The organism is Pseudomonas sp. GW822-FHT03F04 (assembly GCF_058801405.1).
In genome coordinates, this window is the sequence record NZ_JBXANF010000008.1 from 232151 (window position 1) to 250297 (window position 18147).

The window sequence follows — 18147 nt, forward strand, 5'->3', positions numbered from 1 at the left end:
TTAAACGTCCTGGGCCACCTTGGCGGCTTGCAGCTGCCGGGCCTTTTCGGTCAGCAGGGCTTTTTCCTCGGGGCTCATGGACTCGAGACGCACCCGCGCCTGAGCCAGTTTGTCCAGTTGCCCGGGACTCGCTTCCTGGCCACGCAACGCTTGCGCAAGCCCGGCCACGGTCGGATGGTCGAAGACCACACCCGGGTGGATTTCGCACTGCAACAGCTTGCGAATACCCGCAACCAGTTTGATCACCAGCAACGAATGACCACCGGCGGCAAAAAAATCGCGTTCGATGCTCAGGCGATCCTGCCCAAGCAACTGCGCCATGCGCCCGGCCAGCAAGGTTTCGAGGGCGTCACGTGGCGCGACGTAATCGTCGTCGACACCTTGATCGGCCAGTTGCTGCAAGGCCTTGCGGTCGATCTTGCCGTTGGCCAACCGTGGCAGGCGCTCGATGAAGCGAATCTGCTGCGGCACCATCACCGCCGGCAGTTGCTGCGCCAGTTGCTCACGCAGACTGTCCGCCGCCAGCGATTCACGCGCCACGACAAACGCCTGCAAGCCTTGCTCAGGGCTGTCCCCGGCAATCACCACCGCTTCCTGCACGGATGGCAGGCGCAGCAATTGCGCCTCGACTTCCGTCAGCTCGATGCGGAAACCGCGCACCTTGATCTGATGATCGCGCCGCCCGTGCAGGACAATCGCGCCTTCAGGCGAGTAGCGCGCAAGATCGCCGGTGCGATACAGGCGTTCGCCGCTGATGAACGGGTTGTCGATCAACAGTCCTGCCTCGGCTTCGACATTGACGTAACCGCGAAACAGCTGCGCACCGCCGACATACAACTCGCCGACGACACCGACCGGCGCCAATCGCAGCTGCGCGTCGAGCACGTACACCTGATTGTTGTCGAGCACCTGGCTCAGCAGACCGGCGCCCTGCCCCGGCGCAACCTTGTGCACCATCACGCCGACCGTGGTTTCGGTCGGGCCGTAGTGGTTGAACACCTGGCAATCGCCACGCACCTGCGCGATGCGCTGGATCAGCGGTGCGGCAATCGCCTCCCCGCCCAGCACCAGAGTTCGCGGCAAACGCGGCGTGTCGCTGTCGAGCAGCGCGGCCAGATGCGACGGGACGATTTTCAGGCAGTCGACGGCATGCTCTTGCAGGTAGCCGGCGAATGCCTGTGCGTCTTGCATCTGTTCATCGCTGGCCACGTGCAGCGCCGCCCCGTTGAACAGCGCGCCGAACAACGTGGTGTTGCCCAGATCCGCCGCCACCGTGGAGGTCAGACCGAAGTGCCGGTGACCGTCCAGCCCCAGTGCCGTGCTGACACTGGCGGTGTAGTTGAGCAGATGACGGTGTTCGATCAACACGCCTTTCGGAGTACCGGTAGAACCCGAAGTGAACAGCACGTAAGCGAGATCGCTGCCTTGTGTTTCATGGGCCGGGGCCGGGGCTGCATCAGCTGCCAGCAATTGATCGATAGAACGCACCGGCAGCACGCTGTCGTGCCACTCAGCGATCTGCGCGGCATCGGTCAACAACAGACCGGCACGCGCTTGTTCGAGCATCAGTTGCTGACGGGCCAGCGGCCATTGGCGATCCAGCGGCAGATACGCCGCGCCCACTCGCCAGATCGCGAGCATCGCCACCACCAGCGCCGCCGAACGCGGCAAGGCCAGCGCGACGATCGAATCACGGCCCACACCCTCGGCATGCAACCCCGCCGCCAGTCGCTCGATCTGCGCCTGCAACTGCGCGTAATTCAGGCGGCCGGTCTCATCGGTCAGTGCCAGCGCTTCTGGCGTGGACTGCGCCCATTCGGCGATGCGTTGTGGCAGCAAAGAGATGTCAGCCCAGGATCGCGCCGACGGATTGATCGACAGCAAGCGCTGACGCTCGGCCTCGGTCAGCAGGCTGGTCGTATTCAGCGGCGCGTGTGCGTCGGCCACGATCTGGCCCAGCAGCGTGACGTATTGATCCAGCAGCACTTGCATCGACGCCTTGCTGTAGCGCTGCGCGGCATATTCAAGCGCCACCGCGCTGGCCACGTTTTCCGCGTTCAACTGCACTTGCAGCAGCAACTCGAATACGCCACCACGCCCGGTTTCCACCCGTTGCGCTGTGCAGCGGGTCGCGCCGATCGCCACCGGCTGTGCCTGACGATGCAACGCAAAACCATAGGCCGGGCGCGCAGCCGCCGGTTGCAGTTCAGGGGCCCAGTATTCCTGCCAGAGACGATGTTCTTCCAGGCGCGCGGCGACTGTCGGCAGCCATTGCGCGAATGACTGTTCGGCATCCACAGGCAGATTCAGCGGCAGGGTTTTCTCGAACACGCCAATCGCGCCGGAGAAATACTCATAGTCTTCGCGGCCATCGTGGCGCCAGCCCATCAGCACTTCGTCTCGACCAGTCAAACGCGCCAGCAGCAACCACCAGGCACTTTGCATCAGCACTGCAACGGGTTGTGCAACGGTCTGCGCCAGACGTTCAAGCCCCGCGATCAATGGAGCGTCGAGTGGCTTGCTGAGGCTCGCCGAATCAGCGCCCGACACCGTGGATTCGCGCGCCGCCAGCCAAGGCGTCGACAGGGTCGCATCGACGCCATTGAGTTGTGCCTGCCAATACGCCCGGGCGGTTGCGGCATCCTCGTCGAGGATCACTTCGCTGCGCCATTCCAGGTACTGACCGAACTCACCCGACTCTTCGTCTTCAGGCCATTCACGCTGTTCATACGCGCGCAGCAACTGCTGATAGACCAGCGTCAGCGCATTGTCATCCAGACTGTGACGGGCCGCGCCCAGCAGCAGCGTCCAACGCTGTTCGGGCAGCGCGTACAACACCGCTTGCACACCGGCTGACTCGCCGGGCACAAAGGCGCGCTGCGCCCATTCGGTCAATTGCGCCTGAATCTCCGCTTCGCTGGCCGGTGCGTTTTGCACCGTCAGCGGAAAGCGCTCGGCGACGTCGGTGAACTGGCGCAGACCATGAAAACCCGGGGCCTTGGCCAGCCGGGCCAGCAGCATCGGTTGCTGTGCCAGCACCTGGTCGAAGGCCGCTTGCAGGCGCGCCACGTCGAGCTCGCCGGAAATATCGATGCGCAGGAAACGTGCGGCATCGGCCCAGCATGCAGCGCCGGGCAGTTGATCGCAGAGCATCTGTTGCTCGGGGGTCAACGCCTGCCCCACGTCCTGTTGTTCCATCACCACCTCGTTCATGCCTCTGTTCCTTCGGTTGCGCGGACCGGCTCGCCACGGGCGCCTTGCAAGTCGCTGTGGTCGAACATGTCACCCATGGCCACGACAATCTTGCGCGGACCTTCGAACGGATCGCGGGCATGCGCCACCAGCATGTTGTCGAGCAGAATGGCGTCGCCCTTCTGCCAGTCGAACCGCACGGCGCACGCTTCGTAGAGCTCACCGATGCGCTGCATCACTTCGTCTTCGATCGGCGTGCCGTCCCCGTAGTAAACGTGGCGCGGCATGCGCTCCAGGCCGAACATCGACAACAGGTCTTCACGCACATCCGGCTCCAGCCAGTAGATGTGGTGCAGTTGCACCTGGTTGAAGAACGATTTCGCACCGGTCACCGGGTGGCGAATGATCGCCGGGCCCGGGGTGCGGGTTTGCAGTTCGTCGTTGTCCAGCCAGCGCCATTCGATACCGCCGGCCCGGCAACGGGCCTCGACTTCGGCACGGTCTTCGGTCTTGAAGAAGTGCTGCCACGACACGTCCAGTTTGTCGGTGAAGGTGCGCACATACAGCAGGCCTTTTTCCTCGAACTTGTCGCGCAGATCCGCCGGCAGTTTTTCGTACATCAAGCGGCAATCCACCACCGGCGTCGCGCCGCCAACCGGGGCCGCCACTTCGCAATAGAACATCTGCTTGCGCGGCCAGCGGTCCTGATGGGAGCTCTCGTTGTGGAACAGAATCATCTTGCGTTCCGGGTACGGCGTGGAGCGGTAGGTGTTCTTGCCGCCCTCTTTCTTCGGCAGATCGCCGTACTGGCCGTACAAGCCGGGCTGGATCGCTTCGGCGAAGGCTTCAAAGCCCTGAATGCCATCGAGCTCAAAACCGCGGAACAGGATGCCGGCGTGGGTGGCGAGCTTCGCCTCGATCAGCGGCCGGTTGTTCTTGATCCACTCGATCAGGTCCAGTTGCGGCTCGTTCGGTTCCACCAGCAGCGGAAACGGTTGTGGCGCCGCCATCAACGATTCACGCACTGGCGCCGGGCGTGCCTTGGCCACCGGGGCGGCGCCGCGCTTGAGGAATTTGCCCAGTTTGTCGGCCTTGGGTCCGGGGGCAGACGGCCGGGTGGCCGCTGCTAAATTGTCGACTGGCATGCTGATAGCTCCCAATTGAATGTCCTGATCAGCGACGATCTGTTCCAACAGGGCTATCCAGGCCTTGACCAGGTACTGAATGCGCTCATGTCCGAACAAGCTTGTGGCGAATTGCCAATTACCCAGCAATTGCCCTTCTTCTTCGTCAACGAACAATGCCATGTCGAATTTAGAATGGGTCTCCAGCGACGGCAGCGCTTCGACGTTCAAACCGCCCATGGCCTGGGTGCGGCCCGGCAGGTTGTTCATCACGAACAGCACCTGCACCAGCGGGTTCATGCCTTTGTGACGGGGCACGCCCGACGCATCGACGATCATGTCGAACGGCAGGTCCTGATGCTCCAGCGCTTGCAGCAGCGTGTCCTGGGTCTGCGTCAGGAAGCCGCTGAACGAGGCTTCACTCGCAAACCGCGAACGCAGCGGCAGCACGTTGACGAAGAAGCCGATCAAGCGCTCCAGCTCTGCCCGCTCACGCCCGGCCACGTCGGCACCGACCAACACGTCGGCGCCTTCGCTGACCCGGTGCAGCAATACCTGGAACGACGCCAGCAATGTGCTGTACAGCGTGACACCGGCCCGAGAGGCCAGCGCCCGGACGTCGCGACTCAACTGCGCACCGAGGGCAAACTGCACCGCGTCGCCAGCGTAGGACGGCGTCGCACCGCGCGGGTTGTCCAGCGGTAGATTGAGCTGGCCGTTGTAGCCCGCCAGTTGTTCTTTCCAGAACGTCGCCTGCTGCCCGAGCACGCCCTGTTGTTCCAGCGCCTGTTGCCACAGGGCAAAGTCCGAATACTGCACGGCGAGGGCCGGCAAGGCATGCGGTTCGCCGGCGCTGGCGCGGTCGTAGATTTCCACCAGCTCGTTGATCAACACACCCATCGACCAACCGTCGGAAATAATGTGGTGCATCGAATACAGCAACACATGTTCGCTCGGGCTCAGGTGCAGGATGCGTCCGCGCAACAGCGGCGCCTGCTCCATGTCGATCGGCGTGTTGGCGTTGTCGAGGACGGCTTGCGCCACCTGTTCTTCCTGATCGCTGCGCGACAGGCCGGACAGATCGATCAGCGGGAAATCCAGCTCGACCTCATCGACGATCACGGCAATCGGATCGCCTTCGTCGTCCTGCACATAGGCCGTGCGCAACACCTCATGGCGCCGCACCACCTCGGCAAAACTCGCCAGCAGGCGCTGCACCGACAAGTCACCGCGCAAACGCAACGCCATCGGCATGCCATAGGCGGACGTGCCACCGGACAATTGCTCGGCGATCCACAGACGGCGCTGCACCAGCGACAACGGCGCGCTGCTCTTGGCGCCATGAGCCTTGAGCTCGACCTGACGCGAATCGAACGCCGCCAGCTCGGTCCCGACGTTGGCCTGCATGACCGCCGCCAGATCCTTGAGCACCGGCGCGCCGAACAGATCGCGCAGGCTCAGCGTCAGACCGGTGACTTTGCGCAAGCGCGAGACGGCCTGGGTTGCCAGCAACGAATGCCCGCCGGCCTCGAAGAAGTGCTCGTTGCGCCCGATCTGCTCGCGCTCCAGCACGTCCTGCCAGACCTGAGCGATCTGTTGCTCCAGTTGGCCCTGTGGTGCGACGAAATCTTCGCTCGACACCTGGCTGTCCGGCAGTGGCAAGGCCTTGCGATCCAGCTTGCCGCTCGGGCCGATCGGCAATTGCGTCAGCAGCAGGACATGGCTTGGCTGCATGTAGTCCGGCAGGCTGTTTTTCAGTCCGTCGCGCAGTGTTTGAAGCAGCGCTGCATCAGCGTTGCTGGCCAGTGATTCGTCGTGTGGCACGACGTAAGCCACCAGTTGCTGACCTCCTGCCCCCGGCTGCGCCAGCACCAACGCCTGACGCACACCGTCCTGGCGCAACAGGCAAGTCTCGATCTCGCCCAGTTCAATGCGGAAACCGCGCACCTTGACCTGATGATCGAGACGCCCGACGTATTCGATCAATCCATCGGCGTTGACCCGCGCCAGATCGCCGGTGCGATACAGCCGCCCACCCACCGCGCTGAACGGATCCGGCAGGAATCGATCAGCCGTCAGGTCAGGACGCTGGAAGTAACCCCGCGCCAACAGCTCGCCACCGATCAGCAACTCGCCCACCACACCTTGCGGCACCGGCTGCCCGGCGCTGTCGAGGATATGAATCGTGCGCCCTGCCAGACCGTGACCAATCGGCAATGCCGCCGGCAGCGGCTGGCCGCCCTGCACGTACTCGACGCAATCGAGCACGGTGCTGGTGACCGTCGCTTCGGTCGGGCCATAAGCGTTGATCAGTTGCACCTGTTCAAGCCCTGCACGCTGATACGCCGCGAGGCCTTGCGGCGGCATGGCTTCACCGCCCACCACCATCTGGCGCAGACGGCCATAGTCGCGCGGGCCGTGGTCGGCGAAGTCCTGCACCACCACGTTCCAGTAGGCCGTGGTCAGGTCGGCGATGCTGATGTCCCGGTCGATAATTTGCTGATACAGGGTTTCGCTGTCCCACACCTCGTTGCCGCGCAACACCACCGCAGCACCGCAGACCAGCGCCGGGTAGACCTGTTCGACAAAACTGTCGAAGTTGAACGTGGCAAATTGCAGCACCCGATCACTGGCCGACAGGCCTTTGTAGGCCTCGGACACACGGGTGTGCCGCGCCAGCGTGGCGTGGCTGATGCCCACGCCTTTCGGGCGCCCGGTCGAGCCGGAGGTAAACATCACGTACGCCAGGCTCTGCCCGTGCACGACGGGTGACGGGTTGCTGTCGAGCAACGGCCATGCATCGCCGTCCACTGTCAGCGTGCGCACGCCAGCCACCGATGGCAGTCGCTGCAGCAGGTGTTGCTGGCTGAGCATCAGGCGCAGGCCGCTGTCTTCGATCATCGCCAGCAGTCGGTCGGCCGGGTAGCCAGGGTCCAGCGGCACATAGGCGCCGCCCGCCTTGAGCACGGCCAACAGGCTGATGATCATGTCCATCGAACGATCAACCGCAATCCCCACCAGCACATCGCTGCCGACGTTGTGTTGCAACAAGCCGTGGGCCACGCGGTTGGCGGCCGCATTGAGCTCGGCGTAAGTCAGTTGCCGATCTTCAAATATCAGCGCAATGGCGTCCGGGGTTTGCGCCACTTGCTGTTCAAACCACTGATGCACGCAATGTTCGCTGGCCGGCGCGTCGATGGCGGGGAGCATCGGCCCGGCCGCCAGTGCCAGTTCGCCGAGACGGGTCGACGCCGGTGCCTGCACCATCTGTTGCAACAGGTGATCGAGCTGGCTCGCCAGTTGCTCGACCGAACGCCCGTCGAACTGCTCACGGTCGAAACTCAGGTGCAGCGACAGCTGTGCATCCAGGCTGACCGCCAGGGTCAGCGGGTAGTTGGTCTGTTCGTGATTGGCCACTTCGCCAAAGCGCAGATCCTGCGGCGCACCTTGTTGCAGCGCTTCGGACACCGGGTAGTTTTCGAACACCAGGATGTTGTCGAACAGCGCTTCACCGCCCTGCCCGGCCCAGCGCTGAATCTCGAACAGCGGCGTGTGTTCCTGCTCGCGCAGTGCGAGGTTTTGCGCCTGTACCTGTTGCAACCAGGCACTCAGCGTTTGCTCGGCACGCGGACTGGCGATCACCGGCAAGGTGTTGATGAACAGGCCGATCTGTTGCTCGACGCCGGCCAGTTGCGCCGGACGCCCGGACACGGTCGCACCGAAGCTGACGGTGTCGAGCCCGGTGAAGCGTTGCAACAGCAGCAGCCAGGCACTTTGCACCAGCGTGTTGAGGGTGACTTTGTGGCCACGGGCAAACTCGTTGAGCTGGCGCGTGCGCACCTCGTCCAGCACATGGAAACGCTCGCCATGGCCCTTGACCGGTTGCACTGCGGCAAACGCGCGCGCCAGTCGGGTCGGCTCTTGCAGGTCGGCCAGTTGCGCGTTCCAGAACGCTTCGCTGACGTGCGCGTCCTGTCGCGACAGCCACTGAATGTAATCGCGATAACGACCCGCACCGCCGGCCGGTGGCTGACCGCTGTAGCGTTGCAGCACTTCGCCGAGCAACTGCGAATTGCTCCAGCCATCCATCAGGATGTGATGGCTGGTGTAGATCAGGCGGCAGGCATCGGCAGCGGTACGCACCACCACCAGACGCAACAACGGCGCGGCGCCCAGTTCGAAACCTTGCTGCTGTTCGGCCAGCGCCAGGGCGGCGATGGCTTGCGGCAGGTCCGCGTGGTCACGCCAGTCGAGCACACTGAACGGCACCGTCAGGTGCTTGTGGATGATTTGCGCCGGACGCTGGAATTCACCGTCCCAGACAAAACTGCTGCGCAGCACATCGTGGGCATCCAGCGCGTCTTGCCACGCCGCACGGAAGCGTTCGATGTCCAGGCCTTGAACATCGACGCACATCTGATTGATGTAATCGCCGGCCTGTTGCTCGTACAGGGTGTGGAACAACATGCCCTGCTGCATCGGCGACAGTGGATAAATGTCCTCGATCTGTTGCGGCGCCAGTGCCAGCGAATCGAGCTGCGCCTGAGTCAGCTGCGCCAGCGGGAAGTCCGACGGCGTTACGCCGTGGCTGTCGCTTTGGCAGCAATGCTCCAGCAGTGCCTTCAGTTCCTGCGCATAGGCATCGGCCAGCGCCTGAATGGTCGCGGTGTCGAACATCTGCGAACTGAACGTCCAGCCGACACTCAACTCACCGCCATACACCTGACCGTTGAGCGTCAGCCAGTTACCCAGCGCCGCCAACGGGCTCTGTTCGGCGCCGGCCGGTTCGTTGGTCGGGCTGAACAGCGCGCCGCCATCGTCAGCGAAACCGGCATCGAACTGACCCAGGTAGTTGAAGGTGATGCGCGGCATCGGCAACGCTTGCAGGGTCTGACGCGCCGCGTCGTCGCCCAGATAACGCAGCGCACCGAAACCGAGGCCTTTGGCCGGAATCGCGCGCAGTTGCTCCTTGATTGCCTTGATCGAACCGGCGAGATCACCAGTCGGGGTCAACCGGACCGGGAACAGGCTGGTGAACCAGCCCACGGTGCGGCTCAGATCCAGTTCATCGAACAGGTCTTCACGGCCGTGGCCTTCGAGCTGAATCAGGGTCGATTCGCTGGCGGTCCAGCGGGAAATGACCCGCGCCAGCGCGGTCAGCAACAGGTCGTTGACCTGCGTGCGATACGCCGCCGGTGCCTGTTGCAGCAGTTGGCGGGTCTGCTCTTTGTCGAGGCGGGTTTCGACGCTCGCGGCGTAGCGGTTTTGCAGCGCGCCATCCGCGTGATCCAGCGGCAGTTCAACCTTCGCGCCTTGCAACTGCGCCTGCCAGAAACCCAATTCCGTTTGCAGTGCCGGGCTGGCGGCGTAGGTTTGCAGACGTTGCGCCCAGGTTTTCGCAGCGCTGGTCTTGGCCGGCAGTTTGAGTGTCTGACCGGCCTGCAACTGCTGATACGCCTGTTGCAGGTCTTCCAGCAGAATCCGCCACGACACCCCGTCGACCGCCAGGTGATGGATCACCAACAACAAGCGCTGGCTGCCATCGGCCAAGGTCGCCAACAGTGCCCGCAGCAACGGGCCGTTTGCCAGGTCGAGGCTGCGTTGCGCCTGTTCGCCCAGTTGTTCCAGCGCGGCATCATCCGCCACCGCGTGTTGCCAGAGCAGCGGTTCGACGCCCGGGGCACGGTGAGTTGCAGACCACTGGCCGTCACGCTGGCTGAACGCCAGTCGCAAGGCATCGTGCTGCACCAGCAGCGCCTGCAACGCTTGTTCGACGTGGGCGGCCTCCAGCGTTTCGCGCGGTTTGAGCAACACCGACTGGTTCCAGTGATGTGGCTCGGCCATGGCGCTGTCGAAGAACAATTGCTGGAACGGCAGCAACGGACTGTCGCCCGTCACCGGGCCCTGATCGATGCTCGGACCGGCCACACCGACCTTGGCCACCGCCGCCAGACTCTGCACGTTCTGGTGCAGGAACAGATCCTTGGGACTGAAATGAATCCCGGCCTGACGCGCGCGGCTGACCACCTGAATCGAGATGATCGAATCCCCGCCCAGCTCGAAGAAGTTGTCGTGAATGCCCACCTGCTCCAGGCCCAGCACGTTCTGCCAGATCGCCACCAGCGCTTGCTCGATCTCGCTGGTCGGCGCGCTGTAGGCTTTTTGGCTGACGCTCAGATCGGCTTTCGGCAGGGCTTTGCGCTCGAGTTTGCCGTTGGGGCTGACCGGCATCTTCGCCAGCAACAGCCAGTGTTGCGGGATCATGTACTCCGGCAGGTTCTGGCTCAGGTGTTCCTTGAGGCGGCGCTGGAAGGCCTGGCGACGATCATCGTCCGCCTCAAGCAGCGATTCGTCGTTCGGCACCACATAACCCACCAGCAACGAACCGTCCTGAGCGATGACCACGGTCTCGCGCACGTCATCGTGTTCGGCCAGACGCGCTTCGATTTCGCCCAGTTCGATGCGCAGACCACGGATCTTCACCTGATGGTCCATACGCCCGGCGTACTCGATCACACCGTCGGCGCGATAGCGCGCCAGGTCACCGGTGCGGTACAGGCGCTGGCCGTCACCGAACGGACTGGTGACAAAGCGCTCGGCAGTCAGCGACGGACGACGGTGATAACCACGGGCCAGGCCTTCGCCACCCAGGTACAACTCGCCGATCACACCGACCGGCAACGGCGCCAGGCTGTTGTCGAGGATGTAGGTGCTCAGATTCGCGATTGGCTGACCGATCGGCACGCTGTCGCGACCTTCGTCGCGGCACGTCCAGTGGGTGACGTCGATCGCTGCTTCAGTCGGACCGTAGAGGTTGAACAACCCGGCGTTCGGCAACTTGGCGAACACCTGCTGCTGCGCATCGACTTGCAGGGCTTCACCGCTGCACACAATCCGCGTCAGGCTGGTGCATTCGGCCACCGCCGGATCCTGCAGGAACGCCTGCAACATTGATGGCACGAAGTGCAGCGTGGTGATGCGCTGTTCGGTGATCACCTGAATCAGTTGCGCCGGATCACGGTGCGCGCCCGGAGCCGCGACCACCAACGAAGAGCCGGTCATCAACGGCCAGAAGAACTCCCACACCGACACGTCGAAGCTGAACGGAGTCTTTTGCAGCACGCTGTCGTCAGCCGTCAGCTGATAGGCCTGTTGCATCCAGCACAAGCGGTTGACCAGTGCCGAGTGACGATTGCCCGCGCCTTTCGGTTTGCCGGTCGAGCCGGAGGTGTAGATCACGTAAGCGAGGTTTTCCGGATCGATGTTCAGCTCCGGGTTGGCCTCGCTGCGGCCTTCCAGCCAGTCACCTTCCTGATCCAGCACCAGACTGCGCAGCCCCGCCGGAACCGGCAGTTGCGCCAGCAGATGGCTTTGGGTCAGCAACAGCGCAATCCCGCTGTCCTCGAACATGTAGGCCAGACGATCCTGCGGATACTCAGGATCCAGCGGCAGATACGCACCGCCCGCCTTGAGAATCGCCAGCAGGCCGACAACCATTTCCAGCGAGCGCTCGACCGAGATCCCGACCAGCACTTCCGGGCCGACACCGTTTTCGATCAGCACCGCTGCCAGCTGATTAGCGCGAGCGTTGAGCTGGGCGTAAGTCAGACGTTGTTCACCAAACACCAGCGCCAAGGCGTCCGGGGTGGCGCGCACCTGATCCTCGATCAGCGAATGCACGCTGCGCGACAATGGGTATTCGGTGGCCGTGGCGTTCCAGCCTTCGACAATCAGTTCGCGCTCTGCGCCGTCGAGCAACACCAGTTCGGCCAGCGGACGCGCCGCGTCAGCCACGACGGCTTTGAGCAGGTTCAGCCAATGCCCGACGAGGCGCTGGATGCTGCTCGCCTCGAACAGATCAGTGGCATAGGTAAAGGACGCATCCAGGCCTTCCGGGCTGTCGCCGGTGTCCAGCGCCAGATCGAACTGCGCGGTCCGGTGTTCCCAGCTCAGGCTTTGCAGGTTCAGCCCCGGCAATTGCGCGACGAGATCGGACTCGGCTTCGGTGCGATGGTTGAACATCGCCTGGAACAACGGGCTGTGGCTCAGATTGCGTTCAGGCTGCAAGGCATCGACCAGTTGCTCGAACGGCAGGTCCTGATGCATCTGCGCGGCAATCGAGGTGTGCTTCACCTGTTGCAGCAACCGGGCGAAATCCAGCGCCGGATCGAACTCGGCCCGCAGCACCTGGGTGTTGACGAAGAAGCCGATCAGTCGCTCGATTTCCAGACGATTGCGGTTGGCAATCGGCACCCCGACGCGGATATCCGACTGACCGCTGTAACGGTGCAACAGGGTCTGGAACGAAGCCAGCAGCAACATGAACACGGTCACGCCTTCACGCCGCGCCAGCGCCTTGAGTCCGTCACCCAGCGCCGGTTCGATGGTCACGTTCAGGCGTGCACCGCGAAAGCTCTGCACGGCGGGACGCGGGTGGTCGGCCGGCATTTCCAGCAGCGGTTGCTCGCTGCCCAGTTGAGTTTTCCAGTACGCCAGTTGGCGTTCGCGCTCGCCGTTGTCCATCCACTCGCGCTGCCACACCGCGTAATCGGCGTACTGCACCGCCAGCGCCGGCAACTCGGCCGCGCGGCCCTGACTGAACGCCGCGTAGCAGGCGATCAGGTCTTCGATCATCACCTGCATCGACCAGCCATCGGAGACGATGTGGTGCAGGGTCAGGACCAACACATGGTCGGTGTCACTGATGCGCAGCAAGGCCACCCGCAGCAACTCGCCCGCCAACAGGTCGAACGCCTGCTGGGTCTGCTGTTCGACGAAGGCTTTGATCTGCTCATCCGTGGCGTTGGCCAGCGCCTGCTCGTGCAACGCGACCTGCCCGCTCGGCCGGATCACTTGCTGCACGCGCCCGTCTGTATCGACAAACGCCGTGCGCAGGCTTTCGTGGCGCCGGATCAGCGCCTGGAAGCTTTGCTCCAGTGCCGCACGATCGAGTTCGCCGCGCAGGCGCAGCGCGGTGGGAATGTTGTAGGCGGCGCTTTGCGGGTCCATCTGCCACAGGAACCATTGACGTTCCTGTGCGTAGGACAGCGCCAGCGGTTGCTCGCGGCCGACCTGTGGAATCGGGGTTTGCGTGGTCTGTTGATCGGCATCAAGGACGCGGACAAACGCTTCCAGGCTGCTGTGTTCGAACAGCGTGCGCAGCGGCACCTGAATATCCAGCGTGCGGCGGATGCGCGACACCACCTGGGTCACCAGCAGCGAATGCCCGCCCAGTTCGAAGAAGTTGTCGCTCAGGCCGACGCGCTCAAGCTTGAGCACGTCCTGCCAGATCGCCGCGACGTGTTTTTGCAGTTCGCTCTGCGGCGCGACAAAGGTGTTTTGCAGGGTGCTGGCATCAAACTTCGGCAACGCCTTGCGTTCGAGTTTGCCGTTGGGGCTGACCGGCATTTTTTCCAGCCAGACCCAGTGCTGCGGCACCATGAACTCCGGCAGGCTCTGCCCCAGATGCGCCTTGAGTTCGAGGTTTTTCGCGCTGCGCTTGGCGTCATCGGCACTCAACAGGGCTTCGTCGTCGGGCACCACGTAGGCCACCAGCAACGAGCCGTCCTGAGCGATGACCACGGTTTCGCGCACGTCATCGTGCTCGGCCAGGCGCGCTTCGATTTCGCCCAGTTCGATACGCAGACCCCGGATCTTCACCTGATGGTCCATGCGCCCGGCGTACTCGATCACACCGTCGGCGCGGTAACGCGCCAGGTCACCGGTACGGTACAGGCGCTGGCCGTCACCGAACGGGCTGGTGACAAAGCGCTCGGCGGTCAGTGCTGGGCGACGGTGGTAACCCCGGGCCAGGCCTTCGCCGCCCAGGTACAACTCGCCGATCACACCGACCGGCAACGGCGCCAGGCTGTTGTCGAGGATGTAGGTGCTGAGGTTGGCAATCGGCTGACCGATCGGCACGCTGTCGCGACCTTCGTCGCGGCAGGTCCAGTGGGTCACGTCGATGGCCGCTTCGGTCGGGCCGTAGAGGTTGAACAACCCGGCGTTCGGCAGTTTGGCGAACACCTGCTGCTGCGCATCGACCTGCAACGCTTCACCGCTGCACACGATCCGCGTCAGGCTGGTGCATTCGACCACCGCTGGGTCTTGCAGGAACGCCTGCAACATCGACGGCACGAAGTGCAGCGTGGTGATGCGTTGCTCGGTAATCACCTGAATCAGTTGCGCCGGATCACGGTGCGCGCCCGGAGCCGCGACCACCAAGGAGGAGCCGGTCATCAACGGCCAGAAGAACTCCCACACCGAGACGTCGAAACTGAACGGGGTCTTTTGCAGAACGCTGTCTTCAGCCGTCAGCTGATAGGCCTGCTGCATCCAGCACAAGCGGTTGACCAGCGCCGAATGGCGGTTGCCCGCGCCTTTCGGTTTGCCGGTGGAGCCCGAGGTGTAGATCACATAGGCGAGGTTTTCCGGATCGATATTCAGCTCCGGGTTGGCTTCGCTGCAACCTTCCAGCCAGTCACCGTCCTGATCCAGCACCAGACTGCGCAACCCGGCCGGAACCGGCAGTTGCGCCAGCAGATGGCTTTGGGTCAGCAACAAGGCAATACCGCTGTCCTCGAACATGTAGGCCAGACGATCCTGCGGGTACTCAGGATCCAGCGGCAGATACGCACCGCCGGCCTTGAGAATCGCCAGCAGGCCGACGACCATTTCCAACGAACGCTCGACCGAGATGCCGACCAATACTTCCGGGCCGACACCGTTTTCGATCAGCACCGCTGCCAACTGGTTGGCGCGGGCGTTGAGCTGAGCGTAGGTCAGGCGTTGTTCACCAAACACCAGCGCCAAGGCGTCCGGGGTGGTGCGTACCTGATCCTCGATCAACGAATGTACGCTGCGTGAAAGCGGATATTCAGTGGCGGTGGCGTTCCAGCCTTCGACAATCACGTCGCGTTCTGCGGCGTCGAGCAACACCAGTTCAGCCAGCGAGCAACTCGCGTCGGCCACAACCGCTGCCAGCAGGTTCTGCCAATGCGCGGCCATCCGTTCGATGGTCGCGGCGCTGAACAGATCGGTGGCGAAGGTCAGCTGTGCGCCGAGACCTTCCGGGGTCTCGAAGGTGTCCAGGCTCAGGTCAAACTGGGCGGTCTGGCTGGCCATGCTCAGCGGATCGATTTGCAGCCCCGGCAGACGCGCGCCTTGCTGCGACTCGCCGGTCGCCAGGTTCTGGTGGTTGAACATCACCTGGAACAGCGGACTGTGGCTCAGGCTGCGTTCCGGTTGCAGAGCTTCCACCAACTGTTCGAACGGCAGTTCCTGATGCGCCTGGGCGCCCATCGCCGATTGCTTGACCTGTTGCAACAGGCTGCGAAAACTCGCCTGCGGGTCAATGCGTGCCTTGAGCACCTGGGTGTTGACGAAGAAGCCGATCAGGCGCTCGGTCTCGACCCGGTTGCGGTTGGCGTTGGGTACGCCGACGCTGATTTCGTTCTGGCCGCTGTAGCGGTGCAACAAGGCCTGGAACGAGGCCAGCAAGACCATGAACACGGTCATGCCTTCGCGCTGGGCGAGAGTTTTCAGACCGGCAGCCAATTGATTGTCGAGGGTTACGTCGAGCCGCTGGCCACGGAAGCTCTGCACCGACGGCCGAGGAAAATCGGTCGGCAGTTGCAGCACCGAATGGTCGGTACCCAGTTGTTCCTGCCAGTAAGCCAGTTGCCGCGCGCGCTCGCCCGCCTCCATCCAGTGCCGCTGCCAGATGGCGTAGTCGGCGTACTGGATCGGCAATTCGTCGAGGCTGACGTCGCGCCCCTGTGCATAACCGGAATACAACTGCACCAGCTCTTCGACCATGACCCGCATCGACCAGCCATCGGCCGCAATGTGGTGCACGGTGACGGCCAGCACATGCTCGTCATCCGCCAGACGCAGCAGGCTGGCGCGCATCAGCGGGCCGGTCTGCAGATCGAACGGAAGGTGCAACTGTTCGTTGATGTAGGCCTGAATCTGCTGCTCGCGTTGCGCCGGATCCGCCGCGCTATCCAGCGCATCCACCGCGATGGTCAGCGGCAGCTGCGCGTGGATCACCTGCACAGCGCCCTCGTCGTCCTGACCGAAGGTCGTGCGCAGGCTGTCGTGACGGGCGATCACGGCATTGAACGCACGCTCCAGCGCCGGCACGTCGAGGGCGCCGCGCAACTGCAGCGCGGTCGGGATGTTGTAGGCCGCACTGTGCGGGTCCATCTGCCAGACAAACCATTGCCGGTCCTGAGCGAACGACAACGGGATCGCGGTGAACTCCTCGCGGGTCTGCGGGATCGGCAGGTTCGCGGGAGAAACCCCTTCCTGGAGCATCTTTTCAAGATAGAGCGTGCGCTTTTCCAGGGGCAGACAAATGAACCGCCTGGCAATCTTCAGTGCGACATTCCTATCCATCAAGCCTCCTCCATTTCATCAAGCAGGGATTCCAGCTTGCTCAGTTTCAACATATCGACTTGCTCATCGGCGGCGTCCAGCTGGCTGACGAAATCGCCAAGCGCGGGGTGCTGGAAAATCAATTGCGGTGTCAGCTTCAGGCCCAGTTCCAGTTGCAGGCGCGAAACCACGGTGACGGCCAGCAAGGAGTGGCCGCCCAGTTCGAAGAAGTTGTCGTTGAGGCCGATGCGCTCCAGTTGCAGCACGTCCTGCCAGATGGCCGCCACTTGTTGTTGCAGTTCAGTGGACGGCGCGACAAAGGCCTGCTGCGCCTGGCTGGCATCGAACTTGGGCAGTGCCTTGCGTTCGAGTTTGCCGTTCGGGCTGACCGGCATTTTCGCCAGCAGCACCCAGTGCAGCGGAACCATATAGTCAGGAACGTTCCGGGCGAGGTGTTCTTTAATCCGCTGGAACAGTTCGCTGCGGCTGGCCTCGTCGGCCTCCACCAGACGGGCGTCGTTTGGCACCACGTAACCCACCAGCAACGAGCCGCCCTGAGCGATGACCACGGTCTCGCGTACGTCATCGTGTTCGGCCAGACGCGCTTCGATTTCGCCCAGTTCGATGCGCAGACCACGGATCTTCACCTGATGGTCCATACGCCCGGCGTACTCGATCACACCGTCGGCGCGATAGCGCGCCAGGTCACCGGTGCGGTACAGGCGCTGGCCGTCACCGAACGGACTGGTGACAAAGCGCTCGGCAGTCAGCGACGGACGACGGTGATAACCACGGGCCAGGCCTTCGCCACCCAGGTACAACTCGCCGATCACACCGACCGGCAACGGCGCCAGGCTGTTGTCGAGGATGTAGGTGCTCAGATTCGCGATTGGCTGACCGATCGGCACGCTGTCGCGACCTTCGTCGCGGCACGTCCAGTGGGTGACGTCGATCGCTGCTTCAGTCGGACCGTAGAGGTTGAACAACCCGGCGTTCGGCAACTTGGCGAACACCTGCTGCTGCGCATCGACTTGCAGGGCTTCACCGCTGCACACAATCCGCGTCAGGCTGGTGCATTCGGCCACCGCCGGATCCTGCAGGAACGCCTGCAACATTGATGGCACGAAGTGCAGCGTGGTGATGCGCTGTTCGGTGATCACCTGAATCAGTTGCGCCGGATCACGGTGCGCGCCCGGAGCCGCGACCACCAACGAAGAGCCGGTCATCAACGGCCAGAAGAACTCCCACACCGACACGTCGAAGCTGAACGGAGTCTTTTGCAGCACGCTGTCGTCAGCCGTCAGCTGATAGGCCTGTTGCATCCAGCACAAGCGGTTGACCAGTGCCGAGTGACGATTGCCCGCGCCTTTCGGTTTGCCGGTCGAGCCGGAGGTGTAGATCACGTAAGCGAGGTTTTCCGGATCGATGTTCAGCTCCGGGTTGGCCTCGCTGC

3 protein-coding genes (1 of these 3 running past the window's edge) are annotated in these 18147 nt (G+C 63.3%); all 3 read right to left on the minus strand.

Going from position 1 to position 18147, the window contains the following annotated elements:
- Tightly spaced (each overlapping or abutting the next), the 3 genes in view from AC1RMX_RS20445 to AC1RMX_RS20455 form a layout consistent with a single transcriptional unit that may run on beyond the window.
- Positions 1-3213 (minus strand): non-ribosomal peptide synthetase, encoded by a 3213-nt coding sequence (locus AC1RMX_RS20445; RefSeq protein WP_493072856.1) that lies wholly within the window; start codon positions 3211-3213, stop codon positions 1-3.
- Positions 3210-16715, minus strand: coding sequence for a non-ribosomal peptide synthase/polyketide synthase (locus tag AC1RMX_RS20450; RefSeq protein ID WP_493072857.1), 13506 nt, complete (start codon positions 16713-16715; stop codon positions 3210-3212). The genes AC1RMX_RS20445 and AC1RMX_RS20450 overlap by 4 nt, the downstream gene beginning before the upstream one ends.
- Positions 16715-18147, minus strand: the 3' portion of a protein-coding gene (locus AC1RMX_RS20455) for a non-ribosomal peptide synthase/polyketide synthase (RefSeq protein WP_493072859.1). 15532 nt of this gene lie beyond the right edge of the window; the window shows 1433 of its 16965 coding nt (coding positions 15533-16965); the start codon falls outside the window, past its right edge; its stop codon occupies positions 16715-16717. The genes AC1RMX_RS20450 and AC1RMX_RS20455 overlap by 1 nt, the downstream gene beginning before the upstream one ends.

Coding starts and splice junctions, on each gene's coding strand:
- AC1RMX_RS20450 (WP_493072857.1), bottom strand. CDS start 16,715: ATGGATAGGAATGTCGCACTGAAGATTGCCAGGCGGTTCATTTGTCTG.
- AC1RMX_RS20445 (WP_493072856.1), bottom strand. CDS start 3,213: ATGAACGAGGTGGTGATGGAACAACAGGACGTGGGGCAGGCGTTGACC.